At 61.7% G+C, this 16,979-nt stretch carries 16 protein-coding genes; all 16 read right to left on the reverse strand.

Going from position 1 to position 16,979, the window contains the following annotated elements; all coding sequences use genetic code 11:
* Positions 1 to 71: 71 nt before the first annotated feature.
* The 16 genes from NLY43_RS01830 to NLY43_RS01905 all read right to left on the reverse strand — a co-directional run bounded on the left by NLY43_RS01830 (position 72) and on the right by NLY43_RS01905 (position 16,945).
* Positions 72 to 548 carry a DUF6882 domain-containing protein gene (locus NLY43_RS01830; protein ID WP_023712373.1) on the reverse strand — a complete coding sequence of 159 codons (477 nt, stop codon included), beginning with the start codon at positions 546 to 548 and terminating at the stop codon, positions 72 to 74.
* 22 nt (positions 549 to 570) lie between these two features.
* Complete coding sequence (glpK, locus tag NLY43_RS01835; protein ID WP_023706204.1) at positions 571 to 2,064, reverse strand: glycerol kinase GlpK; 1,494 nt, start codon at positions 2,062 to 2,064, stop codon at positions 571 to 573.
* 89 nt (positions 2,065 to 2,153) lie between these two features.
* Entirely contained in the window at positions 2,154 to 3,881 is a 1,728-nt protein-coding gene (locus NLY43_RS01840; RefSeq protein WP_023670978.1) for an ABC transporter substrate-binding protein, read from the reverse strand.
* Positions 3,882 to 3,958: 77 nt separating this feature from the next.
* Positions 3,959 to 4,246, reverse strand: a complete 288-nt coding sequence (locus NLY43_RS01845; RefSeq protein ID WP_023670977.1) for a DUF2160 domain-containing protein — start codon at positions 4,244 to 4,246, stop codon at positions 3,959 to 3,961.
* A gap of 67 nt (positions 4,247 to 4,313) precedes the next feature.
* Positions 4,314 to 5,228, reverse strand: a complete 915-nt coding sequence (locus tag NLY43_RS01850) for a carbohydrate ABC transporter permease (RefSeq protein WP_023670976.1) — start codon at positions 5,226 to 5,228, stop codon at positions 4,314 to 4,316.
* A 1-nt stretch (position 5,229) separates the two neighbouring features.
* Entirely contained in the window at positions 5,230 to 6,096 is an 867-nt protein-coding gene (locus tag NLY43_RS01855; RefSeq protein ID WP_023723402.1) for a carbohydrate ABC transporter permease, read from the reverse strand.
* On the reverse strand, positions 6,097 to 7,188 hold the full coding sequence (locus tag NLY43_RS01860) for an ABC transporter ATP-binding protein (RefSeq protein ID WP_023684651.1): 1,092 nt from the start codon (positions 7,186 to 7,188) through the stop codon (positions 6,097 to 6,099).
* A 10-nt stretch (positions 7,189 to 7,198) separates the two neighbouring features.
* Complete coding sequence (locus NLY43_RS01865) at positions 7,199 to 8,278, reverse strand: ABC transporter ATP-binding protein (RefSeq protein WP_023670973.1); 1,080 nt, start codon at positions 8,276 to 8,278, stop codon at positions 7,199 to 7,201.
* A 38-nt stretch (positions 8,279 to 8,316) separates the two neighbouring features.
* A complete protein-coding gene (glpD, locus tag NLY43_RS01870) occupies positions 8,317 to 9,837 on the reverse strand; it encodes a glycerol-3-phosphate dehydrogenase (protein ID WP_023712375.1) in 1,521 nt (506 codons plus the stop codon).
* Positions 9,838 to 9,954: 117 nt separating this feature from the next.
* Complete coding sequence (locus NLY43_RS01875; RefSeq protein ID WP_023670971.1) at positions 9,955 to 10,722, reverse strand: DeoR/GlpR family DNA-binding transcription regulator; 768 nt, start codon at positions 10,720 to 10,722, stop codon at positions 9,955 to 9,957.
* A gap of 115 nt (positions 10,723 to 10,837) precedes the next feature.
* On the reverse strand, positions 10,838 to 11,284 hold the full coding sequence (locus NLY43_RS01880; RefSeq protein ID WP_023696515.1) for a hypothetical protein: 447 nt from the start codon (positions 11,282 to 11,284) through the stop codon (positions 10,838 to 10,840).
* A gap of 14 nt (positions 11,285 to 11,298) precedes the next feature.
* On the reverse strand, positions 11,299 to 12,714 hold the full coding sequence (locus tag NLY43_RS01885; protein ID WP_023688617.1) for a pyridoxal phosphate-dependent decarboxylase family protein: 1,416 nt from the start codon (positions 12,712 to 12,714) through the stop codon (positions 11,299 to 11,301).
* A gap of 89 nt (positions 12,715 to 12,803) precedes the next feature.
* Positions 12,804 to 13,535 carry a proteasome-type protease gene (locus NLY43_RS01890; RefSeq protein WP_023712377.1) on the reverse strand — a complete coding sequence of 244 codons (732 nt, stop codon included), beginning with the start codon at positions 13,533 to 13,535 and terminating at the stop codon, positions 12,804 to 12,806.
* Positions 13,536 to 13,567: 32 nt separating this feature from the next.
* A complete protein-coding gene (locus NLY43_RS01895) occupies positions 13,568 to 14,362 on the reverse strand; it encodes a transglutaminase family protein (protein ID WP_023670966.1) in 795 nt (264 codons plus the stop codon).
* 85 nt (positions 14,363 to 14,447) lie between these two features.
* Complete coding sequence (locus NLY43_RS01900) at positions 14,448 to 15,389, reverse strand: alpha-E domain-containing protein (protein ID WP_023693403.1); 942 nt, start codon at positions 15,387 to 15,389, stop codon at positions 14,448 to 14,450.
* Between the two features lie 143 nt (positions 15,390 to 15,532).
* On the reverse strand, positions 15,533 to 16,945 hold the full coding sequence (locus tag NLY43_RS01905; protein ID WP_023670964.1) for a circularly permuted type 2 ATP-grasp protein: 1,413 nt from the start codon (positions 16,943 to 16,945) through the stop codon (positions 15,533 to 15,535).
* Between the last annotated feature and the right edge of the window lie 34 nt (positions 16,946 to 16,979).

Consider the following 16,979-nt stretch of genomic DNA (forward strand, 5'->3'; position numbering starts at 1 on the left):
TTGAGTAGAAAAGCCTGCGCCGGCAACGGCGCGGGCTTTTCCGTAGGTTGCTTGGGTACGGGCGCGGCGGATTAGCTGGCCCAATTGACGCTCTTGAAGATCAGATACAGGGCTCCGGCTTCACCACGCGGAGAACGGTATGCGCCGAGGCCGTTGCAGATTCGAACCGCAGCTGCGGTCATTTTCCAGCCGAGCACTTCCAAGTCGTTGTTCAAATCTATCGCATAGGGTTGAGCCAACTCATCAATGGAATGCTCCTGTCCGAAAGACCGAACCAGCTCTGCGTCGGCAAGCAGGTCGCCAGGCAGGTTTGAATTTGCCCAAGCCCAGAGCCAGTTGCTGGCCTTGGCACTCGTCGATCCGGCGATTTGGATTTCGGCGACGACCTTGGTGATGCCGTTGTCCGAGAACAGAAGCTTTCCTTCTGTCAGATCATAGTCATAGCGAGGCCAACTGCCGAGTCGGAACTCCTGCTGCAAGCGTGCATTCTTTGCATCCAATTGTTCGACAGCCTCGTCGCGCCAGGCCCCATACCAGTGTGGATTCATCCCCTTCCCCCGCCATGATTTACTACCGCGCGCTCAGCGTCCGGCGCACCGCATTGCGCCAGCCCGCGAGCTTTGCCGAGCGCACCGTGGCATCCATGTCCGGCTTGAAGCGGCGCTCGAGCGCCCAGCTCTTGGCAAAATCCTTCGCCTTCGGCCACACGCCTGCTTTCGAGCCGGCAAGCCACGCCGCACCCAGCGCCGTCGTCTCCAGAATGGTCGGGCGATCGACCGGCGCATCGAGGATATCGGCCAGCCGCTGCATGGTCCAGTCGGAGGCCACCATGCCGCCGTCGACGCGAAGCACGGTTTTGGCCGACGCCCCCTTCCAGTCCTTGCGCATGGCGTCGAGGAGATCGCGCGTCTGGTAGGCGACGGATTCCAGCGCCGCGCGGGCGAACTCCGCCGGGCCAGAGTTGCGGGTCAGCCCGAAGATCGCGCCACGCGCCTCGGCGTCCCAATGCGGCGCGCCGAGACCGACGAAAGCCGGCACCAGATAGACGTTCTGCGTGGGGTCGGCGGTTGCCGCCAAAACGCCGCTATGCTCGGCCTTGCCGATCACCTTGATGCCGTCGCGCAGCCATTGCACGGCGGCACCCGCGATGAAGATCGAGCCTTCCAAGGCATAGGTAGTCTTGCCGTTCAGCCGATAGGCGATGGTGGTCAACAGCCGGTTCTTCGAGCGCACTAGATCGGCGCCGGTGTTGAGCAGCGCAAAGCAGCCGGTGCCATAGGTCGATTTCATCATGCCTGGCTCGAAACAGGCCTGGCCTATGGTCGCTGCGTGCTGATCGCCGGCCACGCCAAGGATTTTGATTTCGGCGCCAAACAGGCTTTTTTCCGTCACGCCGTAGTCGTCGGCGCAATCCTTGACCTCAGGCAGCATCGCCACCGGGATGCGCAGGATGGAGAGCAGCTCGTCGTCCCAGACATTTTTCTCGATGTTATAGACCAGCGTGCGCGAGGCGTTGGTGGCATCCGTCGCATGCACCTTGCCGCCGGTCAGCCGCCAGATCAAAAAACTGTCGATAGTGCCGGCGAGCAGTTCGCCCTTTTCGGCGCGCTTTCTCGCACCGTTTACCTTGTCCAGCATCCAGGCGATCTTGGTGCCGGAGAAATAGGGATCGAGCAGCAGGCCGGTCTTTTTGGTGAACTTTTTCTCCAGGCCGTGTTTTTTCAGCTTCTGGCACAGCGGCGCGGTGCGGCGGTCCTGCCAGACGATGGCATTGTGGATCGGCTTGCCGGTCGCCTTGTCCCAGATGACGACGGTTTCGCGCTGGTTGGTGATGCCGATCGCCGCCACATCCGAGGCCTCGCGGCCGGCGGCCTTCAGCGCGCCTTTGACCGTCGCGACGACGCTTGCCCAGATCTCTTCCGGATCATGCTCGACCCAGCCGGAGGCAGGATAATGCTGCGTGAATTCCTGCTGCTTGCTGCCGGCGACCTTCATCGCGCCGTCGAACAGGATCGCCCTGGTCGATGTCGTACCCTGGTCGATTGCAAGGATGTATCCGGTCATTAGTCCTCCCGGTAGCTCGCCTATACAAACAGGGGAGACGGCAAGATGCCGCCTCCCCGTTCACTATGATCCTGGCGCGTACGCCAAGATTACTTCTGCCAGCTCTTCACCAGTTCGTCGTAGTTGATGGTGATCGGCTTTTCCTTCTCGTTCTCGATCTTCAGCTGAGGCGCGAGATTGCCGTTCTTGACCGCGTCGGCGTTCCAGTAGGCGAGGTCATGCTCTTCGGCCATCTTCGGGCCGATATCGCCCTGGACGCCCGACTTCTCGATGCGGGTCATGACTTTTTCCTGCTCGGCGCAGAGCGAGTCCATGGCTTCCTGCGCCGTCTTGGCGCCGGACGAGGCATCGCCGATCGCCTGCCACCAGAGCTGTGCCAGCTTCGGATAATCGGGCACGTTGGTGCCGGTCGGCGACCACTGAACGCGGGCCGGCGAGCGGTAGAACTCGATCAGACCACCGAGCTTCGGCGCACGTTCGGTGAAGCTCTTGTCGTGGATCGTGCTTTCGCGGATGAAGGTCAAGCCGACATGGCTCTTCTTCACGTCGACCGTCTTCGAGGTCACGAACTGCGCGTAGAGCCAGGCGGCCTTGGCGCGGTCGGTCGGCGTCGACTTCATCAGCGTCCAGGAACCCACGTCCTGATAGCCGAGCTTCATGCCGTCCTTCCAGTAGACGCCATGCGGCGACGGGGCCATGCGCCACTTCGGCGTTCCGTCGTCGTTCAGCACCGCCTTGGCGCCGGCGTCGACCATCGAAGCGGTGAAGGCGGTGTACCAGAATATCTGCTGCGCGACCGCACCCTGTGCCGGCACCGGGCCGGATTCGGAGAAGGTCATGCCCTGGGCTTCGGCCGGAGCGTAGGCCTTCAGCCAGTCGAGGTATTTCTGGATCGAGTAGACGGCAGCCGGGCCGTTGGTGTCGCCGCCGCGCGCCGTGCAGGAGCCGACCGGCTGTGATTTCTCGTTGACCTTGATGCCCCATTCGTCGACCGGCAGGCCGTTCGGCAGGCCCTTGTCGCCGTTGCCGGCCATCGACAGCCAGGCATCAGTGAACCGCCAGCCGAGCGACGGGTCCTTCTTGCCGTAGTCCATGTGGCCATAGACCTTCTTGCCGTCGATCTCGCGGCCGGTGAAGAACTCCGCGATGTCCTCATAGGCCGACCAGTTGACGGGAACGCCGAGGTCGTAGCCGTATTTCGCCTTGAAGTCGGCCTTGTTCTTCTCGTCGTTGAACCAGTCGTAACGGAACCAGTAGAGGTTGGCGAACTGCTGGTCGGGCAGCTGATAGAGCTTCTTGTCCGGCGCGGTGGTGAAGGAGGTGCCGATAAAATCCTTCAGGTCGAGGTTCGGATTGGTAACGTCCTTGCCCTCGCCCGCCATCCAGTCGGTCAGGTTGCGGACCTGCTGGTAGCGCCAGTGGGTGCCGATCAGGTCGGAATCGTTGACCCAGCCGTCATAAAGGTTCTGGCCGGTCTGCATCTGGGTCTGGATCTTCTCGACGACGTCGCCTTCCTGGATGACGTCATGCGTGATCTTGATGCCAGTGATGGCGGTAAAGGCCGGCGCCAGCACCTGCGATTCATACTGGTGGGTGGCGATGGTTTCGGACACGACCTTGATGTCCATGCCGGCGAAAGGCTTCGCGGCATCGATGAACCACTGCATTTCTGCTTCCTGGCCGGCCCGGTCGAGCGTCGACAGCGGGCCGATTTCCTTGTCCAGAAACGCCTTGGCCTCATCCATTCCGGCGTAGGCGTTGCCTACCCCGAGCAACAGGACAAGGGCAGTTGTTGATGTTAAAAATTGCCGTCGCATAGGTTTCCTCCACATTTAGGTTTCAAGTGCGATCTGGAACGGCCACCGGCACGCGGTCGATCCAACAGTTTCCCCCTCTATACGTAGCGGAACACGCCGACGGCGTAGACCACGGAGAGAGCGAGAGCCCACCACAGGTTGGATCCGACAAGACCCAGCCAAGCGAGATGGATAAAGGCGCTGCCAAGCAGCGACAGAAAAAGACGGTCGCCGCGCGTCGTCTCGAAGCGCAGGATGCCGACGCGCGGATTGCCGCCCGGCGAGGCAAATTCCCAAAACGCCATGCCGCACAGCAGCAGAAGAATGGTGCCGAAGAACGCCGCCGTCGGCCACGTCCACGCCATCCAGGTGAGGTCGAGATTCATGGTGACACCCTCCCCAGGGCAAAGCCCTTGGCGGTGGTGGTGAGGATGAACCCGTGCTTTTGTTTCATCACACCCTCCCCAGGGCGAAGCCCTTGGCGATGTAGTTGCGGACAAACCAGATGACGAGCGCGCCGGGGATCAGCGTCAGCACGCCGGCGGCAGCGAGCAGGCCCCAATCCATGCCGGCGGCCGAAACGGTGCGGGTCATGGTGGCGGCGATGGGCTTGGCATCGGTGGTCGTCAGCGTGCGAGCGATCAAAAGCTCGACCCATGAGAACATGAAGCAGAAGAAGCAGGCGACACCGATGCCACTGGCGATCAGCGGCATGAATATCCTGACGAAGAAGCGCGGGAAGGAGTAGCCGTCAATATAGGCTGTTTCGTCGATCTCTTTGGGCACGCCCGACATGAAGCCTTCGAGGATCCACACCGCCAGCGGCACGTTGAACAGGCAGTGCGCCAGCGCCACCGCGATGTGGGTGTCGATCAGGCCGAAGGCCGAATAGAGCTGGAAGAACGGCAGCGCGAACACCGCCGGCGGCGCCATGCGGTTGGTCAGCAGCCAGAAGAACAGATGCTTGTCGCCGAGGAAGCGGTAGCGCGAAAAGGCGTAGGCCGCCGGCAGCGCCGCAGCCACGGAAATCACCATGTTCATGACAACATAGGTGATCGAGTTGATGTAGCCCGAATACCAGGACGCATCGGTGAAGATAGTGACGTAGTTGGCGATCGTAGGCTGATGCGGATAGAGCGTCAGCGAGGAGACGATCTCGGCATTGGTCTTGAAGCTCATGTTGATGAGCCAGTAGATCGGCAGCAGAAGCACGATGATGTAGATCGTCGGCACGATCCACCACCAGCGCGATTCCTCGCCGCGCTTGCGCATCAGCCGGGCGACCTGATCCTGCGAAAGCGTGCTCGCCAATTTTCCCGAAGCGGTGGTTTCGCTCACTCTGTCGGCTCTTTCGTTGGCGCCGCTCATCTCAGCGCTCCGCGTCGTAGTTGGTCATCACGGTGTAGAACACCCACGACAACAACAGGATGATCAGGAAGTAGACCAGCGACATGGCGGCCGCCGGACCGAGGTCGAACTGGCCGAGCGCGGTCTTGACGAGGTCGATCGACAGGAACGTGGTCGAGTTGCCGGGGCCGCCGCCGGTGACGACGAAGGGCTCGGTGTAGATCATGAAGCTATCCATGAAGCGCAACAGCACGGCGATCAAAAGCACACGCTGCATCTTCGGCAGCTGGATATAACGGAACACCGCCCAGCGCGAGGCGCCGTCGATCTTGGCCGCCTGGTAGAAGGTATCCGGGATCGAAACCAGGCCGGCATAGCAGAGCAGCACGACAAGGCTGGTCCAGTGCCAGACGTCCATGATGATGATGGTGACCCAAGCGTCGAACGAATCCTGCACGTAATTGTAGTCGATGCCGAGCGCGTTGACGTAGTAGCCGAGCAGGCCGATGTCGTTGCGGCCGAAGACCTGCCAGATGGTGCCGACGACGTTCCACGGAATGAGCAGCGGCAACGACATAAGCACTAGGCAGACCGGCACGCCCCAGCCCTTCTTCGGCATGTTGAGCGCGATGAAGATGCCGAGCGGCACTTCGATGGCCAGGATGATGAAGGAGAAGATCAGGTTGCGCACCATCGCTTCCCAGAAGCGGCTGGACGACAGCAGTTCCTCGAACCACTGGGTGCCTGCCCAGAAGAAGACGTTGTTGCCGAAGGTGTCCTGCACCGAATAGTTGACGACCGTCATCAGCGGAATGACGGCCGAGAACGCCACCAGCACCAGCACCGGAAGCACCAGGAACCAGGCCTTGTTGTTCCAGGTCTTCTCCATCTATGCCCCCATCTCGACACGCCCCATCTCAACCAGCCAGGAATCGGCATAGATGTTGATGCCGGCCGGATCGAAACGAACCTTTGGGTCGGCCGGCACGCTCTCGTCCTCGCCGATGACGGCAGCGATCTCGCGGCCTTCGAGGCTGGCGCGCACCACCTTGTGGCGGCCGAGATCCTCGACCTTGCTGATTTTAACCGCCATGCCGTCACGGCCGAGCCTGACATATTCGGGGCGGATGCCGAGTTCGATGGCGCCGGAGCTCCCAGCGGCGGTCTTTGGCGCGCCGGGCAGCTCGATCCGCTGGCTGCCAATGGTCGCGGTCTTGCCGTCGATCGCCACCGGCATGACGTTCATGCCGGGCGAGCCGATGAAGTAACCGACGAATGTGTGGCGCGGGCGCTCGAACAATTCGGCCGGCGTGCCGATCTGGACGATGCCGCCATCATACATGACGACGACCTGGTCGGCGAAGGTCAGCGCCTCGGTCTGGTCATGGGTGACATAGACCATGGTGTAGCCGAAGCGGCGGTGCAGTTGCTTCAACTGCGAGCGCAGCACCCACTTCATGTGCGGATCGATAACCGTCAGCGGTTCGTCGAACAGGATGGCATTGACATCCGAGCGCACCAGGCCGCGGCCGAGCGAGATCTTCTGCTTCTGGTCGGCGGTCAGGCCCCTCGCCTTCTTCTTCGCCCACGACTCCAGGTCGATCATCTCCAGCGTCTCCCGCACCTTGCGGTCGACATCGGCCTCCGGCACGCCGCGGTTGCGCAGCGGGAAGGCCAGATTGTCGTAGACGGTCATGGTGTCGTAGATGACCGGGAACTGGAACACCTGCGCGATGTTGCGCTCCTGCGTCGACAGATTGGTGACGTCCTTGCCGTTGAACAGCAACTCACCGTGCGAGGGGTGCAGAAGTCCCGAAATGATGTTGAGCAGCGTGGTCTTGCCGCAACCCGAAGGCCCAAGCAGCGCATAGGCGCCGCCATCCTCGAATGTGTGGTGCACTTCCCGCAGCGCAAAATCGGCATCCTTCTGCGGATTGGGCAGGTAGGAGTGCCTGACATGGTTGACGTCGATGCGCGCCATCTCTTCCCCCTCAGGCCGCAAGCTTCGGCGCGGCGACGGCGCTGCCGTTGCTGTCGAAGACCATGATGTGGCGCGGATCGATAAACACCTCGATCTCGGCGTCGGGCTCGAAATCGCGGATGCCGTGGGTCAGCATGACCCAGCGCGCATCGGCAAAATCGAGATGGATGAAGCTTTCCGAGCCGGTGATCTCGGTGATCGTCACCTTGGCGCGCACAGGCACCGCGGCAGCGTTGGGCCGCTCGAGCGACAGATGATGCGGCTGGAAGCCGATCGTGTAGTTGGCGTCGGAAATGCCGGCGAGTTCGGCCGGTACCGGCAGCTTGACGCCGCCCTCGAGAAGGAAATCGGGACCTTTCTTGGCCAGCACGATGGTGTTGAGCGGCGGATCGGCAAAGGTTTTCGCCGTCACCAGGTCGATCGGCTTGCGGAAGACGTCGATGGTCGGCCCGAATTGGGTGATCCGCCCCTCGGACAGCGTCGCCGTATTGCCGCCGAGCAGCAAGGCTTCATGCGGCTCGGTCGTGGCGTAGACGAAAATAGTGCCGGCGGCGGCAAATATCTTGGGCAGTTCGGCGCGCAGCTCCTCGCGCAATTTGTAGTCGAGGTTGGCGAGCGGCTCGTCGAGCAGCACCAGGCTGGCATTCTTGACGATGGCGCGGGCCAGCGCCGTACGCTGCTGCTGGCCGCCGGACAGGCTGAGCGGCGTGCGGTCGAGATAGGGTGTGAGCTTCAAAAGCCCTGCCGCGTTGCGGACTTCCTTGTCGATCTTGGCCTGGTCGTTGCCGGCGACGCGCAACGGCGAGGCGATGTTCTCGTAGACGGTCATCGCGGGGTAGTTGATGAACTGCTGATAGACCATGGCGATCTTGCGCTGCTGCACCGGCATGCCGGTGACATTCTGGCCGTCGAACCAGACTGAACCGGTGGTCGGCACGTCGAGTCCGGCCATCAGCCGCATCAGACTGGTCTTGCCCGACAGTGTCGGCCCGAGCAAAACGTTGAGCGAGCCGTGCTGAAGCGTCAGCGACACGTCGCGGATATGCTCCACCGCGCCGACCATCTTCGTCACGTTTCTCAGTTCCAGCATGATGCCTCCTCCCAGGCTTTGTGCATCAATCGCCTTCCCTATTCCGCTGCCGCGACATGGCGCCGGCTGATGCCGCGCATGAATTCGTCAAGCGCCGAGGCCTGTTCGCGGCTGAGATGCAGACCCCGCTTGGTGCGACGCCACAATACATCTTCGGCGGTCAGCGCCCATTCGTTTTCGCTGAGGTAGCGTACCTCGGCCTCATAGAGATCGGCGCCGAAATTGCGGCCGAGATCGGCGTTCGACTTGGCAAGGCCGAGCAGCACTTGCGCGCGCGTGCCGTAAAGCCTGGTCAACCGACGCGCCAGGCGCTGGTCGAGGAAAGGATAGGCGCTCTTCAGCTTCGCCACCTGGACGTCGAAACCGGTGGCCGGGAAATCGCCGCCCGGCAAGGGCGCGTTCGCCGTCCACGGCTTGCCGCGCTTGCCGAGAAAACCTTCGACCTTTTCCAGCATCGATTCCGACAACCGGCGGTAGGTGGTGATCTTGCCGCCGAAAGCGTTGACGATCGGCGCCTTGCCCCCGCCGCCATCGGCTTTCAGCACATAGTCGCGGGTCGCTTCCTGCGCCTTCGAAGCGCCGTCGTCATAGAGCGGGCGCACGGCAGAATAGGTCCAGACGATATCGGGACGCGTCACGGCTTCAGCAAAATATTCGCTCGCCGCCGCGCAGAGATAGTCGATCTCGGTGTCGCTGATCTTCACGTCATGCGGATCGCCGGGATAGTCGCGATCGGTGGTGCCGATCAGCGTAAATTCTTCCTCGTAAGGGATGGCGAAGATGATGCGCCCGTCCTTGTTCTGGAAGAAGTAGGCGCGCGGATCATCGAACTTCTTTTTGATGACGATATGACTGCCCTGCACCAGGCGCACATTGTGCACGTCGTTCTGGCCCACGGTGGTCGACAGGACGTGGTCGACCCACGGACCGGCGGCATTGACCAGCAGCCGGGCCTTGACCTCCTCTGCCTCTCCCGTCTGCACGTCTTCCACGCGGATCGCCCACAGATCGCCTTCGCGCCGCGCCCCGACGACTTTCGTGCGGGTGCGGATGGTGGCGCCGCGGTCGGCGGCGTCACGCGCGTTCAATGCCACCAGCCGGGCATCGTTGACCCAGCCGTCCGAGTACTCGAAAGCCTTGTGAAACAGCGGCTTCAGCGGCTTGCCCGCCGGATCCTTGGACATGTCCAGTGTCCGGGTCGCCGGCAGCAATTTGCGGCCACCAATATGATCGTAGAGGAACAGGCCGAGCCGGATCAGCCAGGCCGGGCGCAGGCCCTTGGCGTAGGGCAGCACGAAGCGCATCGGCCAGATGATGTGCGGCGCGTTCTTCCACAGAACCTCGCGCTCCATCAGCGCCTCGCGCACCAGCCGGAACTCGTAGAATTCGAGGTAGCGCAGACCGCCGTGGATCAGCTTGGTCGAGCCGGAGGAGGTTCCGCTGGCAAGATCGTTCATCTCGGCCAGAAATACCGAAAAGCCCCGCCCAACGGCGTCGCGGGCGATGCCGCAGCCATTGATGCCGCCACCGATGACGAAGATGTCACGGACTGCGTCCACAAAGCCCTCCCGCGATTTCGCATTGCAGCATTTTTGAGTTGTTACGAAACCGTATCGGGATTATTTCGAAATAAGAACGAATGTCAAACGAAATGTAACGGGACCGTGATCGATAGCCTAGCCGAGCGACGTTTCGATCAATTGAACCTCCGCTTCCTCGCAGATCTTACGCACCGACGGGATGTCGCAACGGTCGGTGATGAAGGTGTTGACTTGCGAGAGATGGCCGATGCGAACCGGCGCGGTGCGTTCGAACTTGGTCTGGTCGGAGACCAGGATGACATGCCTGGCATTGGCGATAATGGCTTGCGCCACTTTCACTTCGCGAAAGTCGAAATCGAGCAACGCGCCGTCATGGTCGATGGCCGAGGCGCCGATCACCGCATAGTCGACCTTGAACTGCCTGATGAAATCGACCGCGGCCTCGCCGACAACGCCGCCGTCGGAGCCACGCACGACGCCGCCGGCGATTACCACCTCGATCGAAGGATAGATGCGCATCCTGTTGGCAACATTGATATTATTGGTGATGACCATCAGCCCGGTATGGTCGAGCAGCGCCTTGCTGACCGACTCGGTCGTGGTGCCGATGTTGATGAACAGGGAGGCGTTGTCGGGTATCAGCCTGGCCGCCGCGCGGCCGATCGCCTCCTTCTCGTCGGCGGCAATCTTGCGGCGCGCCTCATACTCCATGTTCTCGATGCCGGACGGGAACAGGGCCCCGCCATGGATGCGCGTCAGCAGCCGCTGGTCGCAGAGATCGTTGAGGTCCTTGCGGATGGTCTGTGGCGTCACGTTGAAATGCGTGGCGAGGTCATCGACCAGCACACGGCCATGGTCCTTCGCCATCTGGATGATTTCGGCATGGCGCGGCGACAAATACACTGAGAACCTCCCGTTTTCGTTTTTCTTGTTTGTAGCTGAAAACGAAAGCAATGAAAAGGGAGACGCCGGCTAATGAAATATCGATGATTGCAAAGGCGAACCGGGCAGATACGGCTCAGACCCGCTCCGCCACCTTGCGGGTGACAGCCGCGACTTTACCTGGCGAGCGGATCATCAGGAAATTGCCGGACCAGTATCCCGGGATTCGCCAAGTGCCTTTGATCTCGGTTGCATCACCGTTGATGATGCCGCTGTAGTGAATCGGGTGCGCCTTCAATTGGGCCTTGTCGTATGTCTTGGTAAAGGAGACGGCGTTGCCCTCTCGCTGCCCCTGCAGGCTTGCGTATCTTGCCGTGCTGGTCGCCGCCGGTTCGTGGGTCATGCCCGTCAAGCCGGTTGCCGTCTCGATCAGCGTTGCAACGAAGGAAACCGGCGGCAGTTCGCGCGGATAGAAATAGCGCCCGCTCCAGACGCCCGTCAGATTCTGGCTAACCCCTTCAGCCCTTCCGGCCATATGCTTGCTCGCAGGTCCTTGCTGGCTTGCCCCGGCGGCGGCAACCACCCGGGCAATACCTGTCAGTCCTTCGGGGATCTTGCACACTCGCAGATGACAGTGAAGGCGGTATCGACATCGGCCGCGGTTGTCTCGAACTGGCCTGCCTGGAAGCGGATGGCGACCCGCCCATCGACACGCGTCTGCGTCAGGTAGATACGGCCGTCATTGTTGATGGCGTCGACCAGACGCAGATTGTGCTCGTCGCAGTCAGCGCCGGATGCGGCGCGATGCCGGAACGAGAACAGCGACAGCATCGGCTGGCTGGCGAGCTCGAAATCCTCCTCCTCGGCCAGGCGCGCTGCTATGCCTTCGCTCCAGGCGACGTGATTGCGGATCATGGTGCGCAGCGCCTCGAGGCCATGGGCGCGCAGCAGGAACCACAGCTTCAGCGCCCGGAAGCGACGGCCGAGAGGCACCGACCATTCGGAGTAGTTGATGATGCCGTCATGGCCGCGAGTTTTCAGATAGTCCGGCTTGATCGCCAGCGTGCGCACGAGATCCTCCGGCTGGCGGACGAACTGGATCGAGCAGTCGAATTGCGCGCCCAGCCATTTGTGCGGGTTGAAGACGATCGAGTCCGCGCCCTCGACACCGGTCCAGAAATGCCGGTATTCCGGACAGATCATCGCCGATCCGGCCCAGGCGGCGTCGATATGCAGATAGAGCCCCTGGCGTTTGGCCACCGCGGCCACTTCAGCGATGTCGTCGGTGCCGCCGGTGCTGGTGCCGCCGACGCACGCGATGATGCCGGCCGGCAATAGGCCGGCCGCGCGGTCGGCAACAATCGCCGCTTCCAAAGCCGCGGTATCCATGGCGCGGTAGGTGCCGGCGACGGGAATGCGGACGAGGTTTTCCTCGCCAATGCCGGCGACCCAGATGGCGCGGTCGATCGAGGTGTGCACCTGGTCGGAGGAATAGACGCGCAGCCTGCCCTGCCCGGAAAGACCCTTCTTGTTGCCCTGCCAGTCGAGCGTGCGCTCGCGCATGGTCAACACGGCGGCCAGCGTCGCCGATGATGCGGAGTCCTGGATCACGCCGGAAAAGCCTTCGGGCAGGCCGAGCGCCTGGCGCATCCAGTCGACGATGCGCGTCTCAAGCTCTGTCGCCGCCGGCGAAGTCTGCCACAGCATGCACTGCGCGGCCATCGCAGAGACCAGATATTCGGCAACCACCGAGACGGGTGCTGCATTGGCCGGGAAATAAGCAAAGAAACGCGGATGCTGCCAATGCGTCATGCCGGGCACGATCTTGGCTTCGAAATCGGCGAAGATCGTCTCCATCGATTCCGCGGCCTCCGGCGGAGAAGCTTCGATGCTCCTGAAGATCTCGCCCGGCGCTATGGCAGGTCGCACGGGCCGATCGCGAAGGCCGGCGCGGTAATCAGCGCCCCAGTCGGCGGCGCGCCTCGACCAGTCGCGGAATTGCTCGTTGTCCATGGATCCTCCCGACGCGCCGATCAGCCAGCCGTTTGAATTTTGATTAACATGTTAAATAGAGACAGGCAACCGCGACGAAGGTTCCCGCGCTACCCCGGAAAATCCGGCAGGCTGGCAAAGGCCGTCTTCAACGCGTTCGACCAGCCTTCGGAAATAGCACGATAATATCGATCGTCTTGGCCGATGCGCTTTTTCAAACCCACCGTGAACGTGTCCTCCTCCAGGAACAGCAGGTCGAGAGGCAGGCCGACGGACAGGTTCGATTTCAGCGTCGAATCGAACGATACCAGCAAGAGCTTGACCGTTTCAGCCAGGCTCATCGTCTTTTCATAGGCACGGATGATGATCGGCTTGCCGTATTTGGTCTCGCCGATCTGGAAGAACGGCGTGTCGTCGGTCGATTCGATGAAATTGCCCTCGGGATAGATCATGAACAGCCGTGGCGGGCTGCCCTTGATCTGGCCGCCGAGGATGAAGGAGGCGTTGAAATAGGAATCCGCCTTTTCGCCGGCAGGCGACGAGCTGGCGATGACTTCCTTGACGGTGTCGCCGACCAGCCGCACCGTCTGGTACATGGATGGGGTCTCGAGCAGCGTCGCGTGGCGTTCCGCCACCGCCTTGGTGCGCTCGTCGAGCAGGCTGACCACGGCCTGCGTCGTAGCCAGATTGCCGGCCGACATCAGTACGATGACGCGCTCGCCTGGCTCTTCCCAGACATGCATCTTCTTGAAAGTGGAGATCGAATCCATCCCGGCATTGGTGCGCGTGTCCGACATGAACACGAGCCCACGATCGATCTTGAGGCCGACGCAATAAGTCATGGAATCTCTTCAGGCAGCGATCTTGCCGGAGACTACTGCTCTACCGTGACGGTGACTGCAAGCTGTTCCTCCGCCTGTCCCAGTCGAATTCCCGACACCGGCGAGGCGTCGCGATAATCACGGCCGGTGGCTACCCTGACATAGCGTTCATCGGGGGAAATGCCGTTGGCGGCGTCGAAGGCGACCCAGCCGAGACCCTGAACATGAGCTTCGGCCCAGGCATGGCTTGCCGCCTGCTCGATGGCCGCATCCATCATCAGATAGCCACTGACATAGCGGGCCGGAAAACCCATGACGCGGGCTGCGGTGACAAAGATGTGGCTGTGATCCTGGCAAACGCCGGTCTTCAGCGCCAATGCCTCTTCCGCCGGGGTCGTCACGCTGGTGGTGCCCGGCGTGTAGGCGACGCGCTCGACGATCAGCGCCATCAGCCGATGCAGCCTTTCGATGTCGGTACCTTTGCCGACCGCCGCGGCAAGCTCGCTTATGCCCTCGCCGGGGATGGTCAAAGCTGTCTCCTGGCTGAACAGCCACAGCGGCGCAAAGCCGTGATGCGGACCCGAGACGCCCGCTGTGTCGCGCGTGACAACCTCGCCGGAGGCCTCGACGGTGATGAAGTCGCGCTCGCCCTCGACGCTCAACAGCCTGTTATCGTTGCCGAAATGGTCGTTAAAGCGGACTTCCTCGCGCGCGCCCTCGATCTTCAGCGCCCAGGACAGAACGGTCTGCGTCGGGCCACTGACCGGTAACAGGCGTAGCCGCTGCAACAGATAGTGCACCGGCGCGTCGTAGCGGTATTCGGTACGGTGGGTGATCTTGAGCCGCATGCCTATTTTCCGTTTGTAAGCATGATCTTATCCGAAAACCGGGTCCCACTTGTCGCTAGCGCGGCCCTCCGGTTCGCGATCATGCTCAATTGAACCGGTAATCTTGTGCGATCTCTTCGCCAAGCTTGGTGTTGTCTTGAATGAACCTGGCCAGGAATTCGTGCAGGCCGGCGTCGAATATGTCCTTGATCGACCCTGCCTGCAGCATCGCCTGTGTCCTGTCGACGGTGGCGTGGCAGGCATGACGGTCGCCATAGTCGTCGCCGAGGAACTTCAGATGCTCGGCAAGAAAACGATAACAGAAGGTCAGCGAACGCGGCATGCGCACATTGAGGATCAGATAGTCGGCAATGTTGGTGGGTTTGTAGTCGGCCTCATAGACCCAGCGATAGGAACGGTGCGCCGACACCGAGCGCAGGATCGATTCCCATTGGTAGTTGTCGAGGCTCGAGCCGACCCAGGAGATCGACGGCAGCAGCACGTAGTATTTCACGTCGAGGATGCGTGCCGTGTTGTCGGCCCGCTCGACATAGGTGCCGAGTTGTGAGAAGTCGAAGATCTCGTTGCGCAGCATCGTGCCGTAGAACGAGCCGCGGATCAGCGCCGTCTCGCGTTTGATGGCGTCGAGCACACTCGGCAGGTCGCGCTCGTCGATCGGCTTTGCCAGCATGCGCTTCAGGGCCATCCAGGCTTCGTTGATGCTCTCCCAGGTCTCGCGCGTCAGCGCGGTGCGCACCATGCGGGCATTGTTGCGAGCGGTCTCGATCGCCGACATCGTGCTCGACGGGTTCGAGGTGTCGCGCAGCAGGAAGTCGGCGACATTGGCGGCGGTGTAGTCCTTGTATTTCTGCGTGAAGGTGACGTCGGAGCCGGCGCTGAGCAGCACCGAATTCCACTCTTCCGACGCGCTCTGGGTGCGGGTCAGCGCCATGCGAAGGCCGGCATCGACCAGACGCGCCATGTTTTCCGCCCGCTCGATATAACGGTTCATCCAGTAGAGCCCGTTGGCGGTGCGGCCGAGAAGCATGGCAAGACCCTTCGGGCTAGTGAGTAGGGAATAGTGAGTAGGGATTAGTAAGCATTTGAATCTCTGTGGAATATGGCATTTCTTGTCCCTCTACTGCCTACTGCCTACTGCCTACTGCCTACTGCCTACTGCCTACTGCCTACCTAATCGTCCAACACCCACGTATCCTTCGTCCCGCCGCCTTGCGAGGAATTCACGACCAACGACCCCTCCTTCAGCGCCACCCGCGTCAAGCCGCCGGGCACGATCTGGATTCGGTCGGAGACCAGAACATAGGGTCGCAAGTCGACATGGCGCGGCGACAGGCCTTTTTCTGTCAGGATCGGGCAGGTCGACAGCGCCAGCGTCGGCTGGGCGATGTAGTTGGAAGGCTTCGCCTGCAGCTTCTTGGCGAAATCCTGGCATTCCTTCTTGGTCGCAGCCGGCCCCACCAGCATGCCGTAGCCGCCGGAGCCGTGCACTTCCTTGATGACCAGCTCATGGATGTGTTCGAGCACGTATTTCAGGCTGTCGGGCTCCGAGCAGCGCCAGGTCGGGATGTTGCCGAGGATGGCTTTGCGGCCGGTGTAGAACTCGACGATGTCGGGCATGTAGGAATAAATCGCCTTGTCGTCGGCGATGCCGGTTCCCGGCGCGTTGGCGATGGTGATGTTGCCGGCGCGGTAGACGTCCATGATGCCAGGCACGCCAAGGGCCGAGTCCGGCCGGAAGGTCAGCGGATCGAGGAAGGAATCGTCGACGCGCCGGTAAAGCACGTCGATCTGCTTGTAGCCTTCGGTCGTGCGCATAGCGACGTGGCCGTCTACAACGCGCAGATCCTGGCCTTCGACCAGTTGCACGCCCATCTGGTCGGCGAGGAAGGCATGTTCGAAATAGGCGGAGTTGAAGCTGCCCGGCGTCAGCACGGCAATGGTCGGTGCGCCCTTGGTGCTTTGCGGCCGCACTGCCGCCAGCGACTGGCGCAGCAATTGCGGATAATTCTCCACCGGCCGCACCTTGATCTGCTGGAACAGTTCGGGAAAGAGCTGCATCATCGTCTCGCGGTTCTCCAGCATGTAGGAGACCCCCGACGGCGTGCGCGCATTGTCCTCCAGCACGTAGAACTCGTTCTCCGAGATGCGGACGATATCGACGCCGATAATGTGGGTGTAGACGCCGGCCGGTGGCCGCACTCCGATCATTTCCGGCAGGAACGCCTCGTTCCTGGCGATCAGCTCCCTCGGCACGCGGCCGGCGCGCAGGATTTCCTGGCGGTGGTAAATGTCGTCGAGGAAAGCGTTCAGCGCCTGCACGCGCTGCTCGATGCCTTGCGTCAGCCTTCGCCATTCATTGCCGGAGATGATGCGCGGCACGATGTCGAAGGGGATCAGCCGCTCGGAGGCTTCCTGCTCGCCATAGACGGCGAAGGTAATGCCGGTCTTGCGGAAGACGCGCTCGGCGTCCTGCATCTTTTCGGTAAGCCTGGCCGGGTCCTGCTCCTTCAGCCAGCGGTCGTAAGCCGTATACGGTTGTCTAAGCCCGGAAACTTCCGGAAGCATTTCATCGAACGCTGCCAATCGCATACTCCCCTGTGACGCCATTTCACTGGCG

The sequence above is a fragment of the Mesorhizobium sp. C416B genome (assembly GCF_030323165.1).
In the GTDB taxonomy this organism is placed as follows: domain Bacteria; phylum Pseudomonadota; class Alphaproteobacteria; order Rhizobiales; family Rhizobiaceae; genus Mesorhizobium.

Bases quoted from the DNA above. Each gene is read 5' to 3' on its own strand.
- NLY43_RS01830 (WP_023712373.1), bottom strand. From the start codon at position 548: ATGAATCCACACTGGTATGGGGCCTGGCGCGACGAGGCTGTCGAACAA.
- glpK (WP_023706204.1), bottom strand. From the start codon at position 2,064: ATGACCGGATACATCCTTGCAATCGACCAGGGTACGACATCGACCAGG.
- NLY43_RS01840 (WP_023670978.1), bottom strand. From the start codon at position 3,881: ATGCGACGGCAATTTTTAACATCAACAACTGCCCTTGTCCTGTTGCTC.
- NLY43_RS01845 (WP_023670977.1), bottom strand. From the start codon at position 4,246: ATGAATCTCGACCTCACCTGGATGGCGTGGACGTGGCCGACGGCGGCG.
- NLY43_RS01850 (WP_023670976.1), bottom strand. From the start codon at position 5,228: ATGAGCGGCGCCAACGAAAGAGCCGACAGAGTGAGCGAAACCACCGCT.
- NLY43_RS01855 (WP_023723402.1), bottom strand. From the start codon at position 6,096: ATGGAGAAGACCTGGAACAACAAGGCCTGGTTCCTGGTGCTTCCGGTG.
- NLY43_RS01860 (WP_023684651.1), bottom strand. From the start codon at position 7,188: ATGGCGCGCATCGACGTCAACCATGTCAGGCACTCCTACCTGCCCAAT.
- NLY43_RS01865 (WP_023670973.1), bottom strand. From the start codon at position 8,278: ATGCTGGAACTGAGAAACGTGACGAAGATGGTCGGCGCGGTGGAGCAT.
- NLY43_RS01885 (WP_023688617.1), bottom strand. From the start codon at position 12,714: ATGGACAACGAGCAATTCCGCGACTGGTCGAGGCGCGCCGCCGACTGG.
- NLY43_RS01890 (WP_023712377.1), bottom strand. From the start codon at position 13,535: ATGACTTATTGCGTCGGCCTCAAGATCGATCGTGGGCTCGTGTTCATG.
- NLY43_RS01895 (WP_023670966.1), bottom strand. From the start codon at position 14,362: ATGCGGCTCAAGATCACCCACCGTACCGAATACCGCTACGACGCGCCG.
- NLY43_RS01900 (WP_023693403.1), bottom strand. From the start codon at position 15,389: ATGCTTCTCGGCCGCACCGCCAACGGGCTCTACTGGATGAACCGTTAT.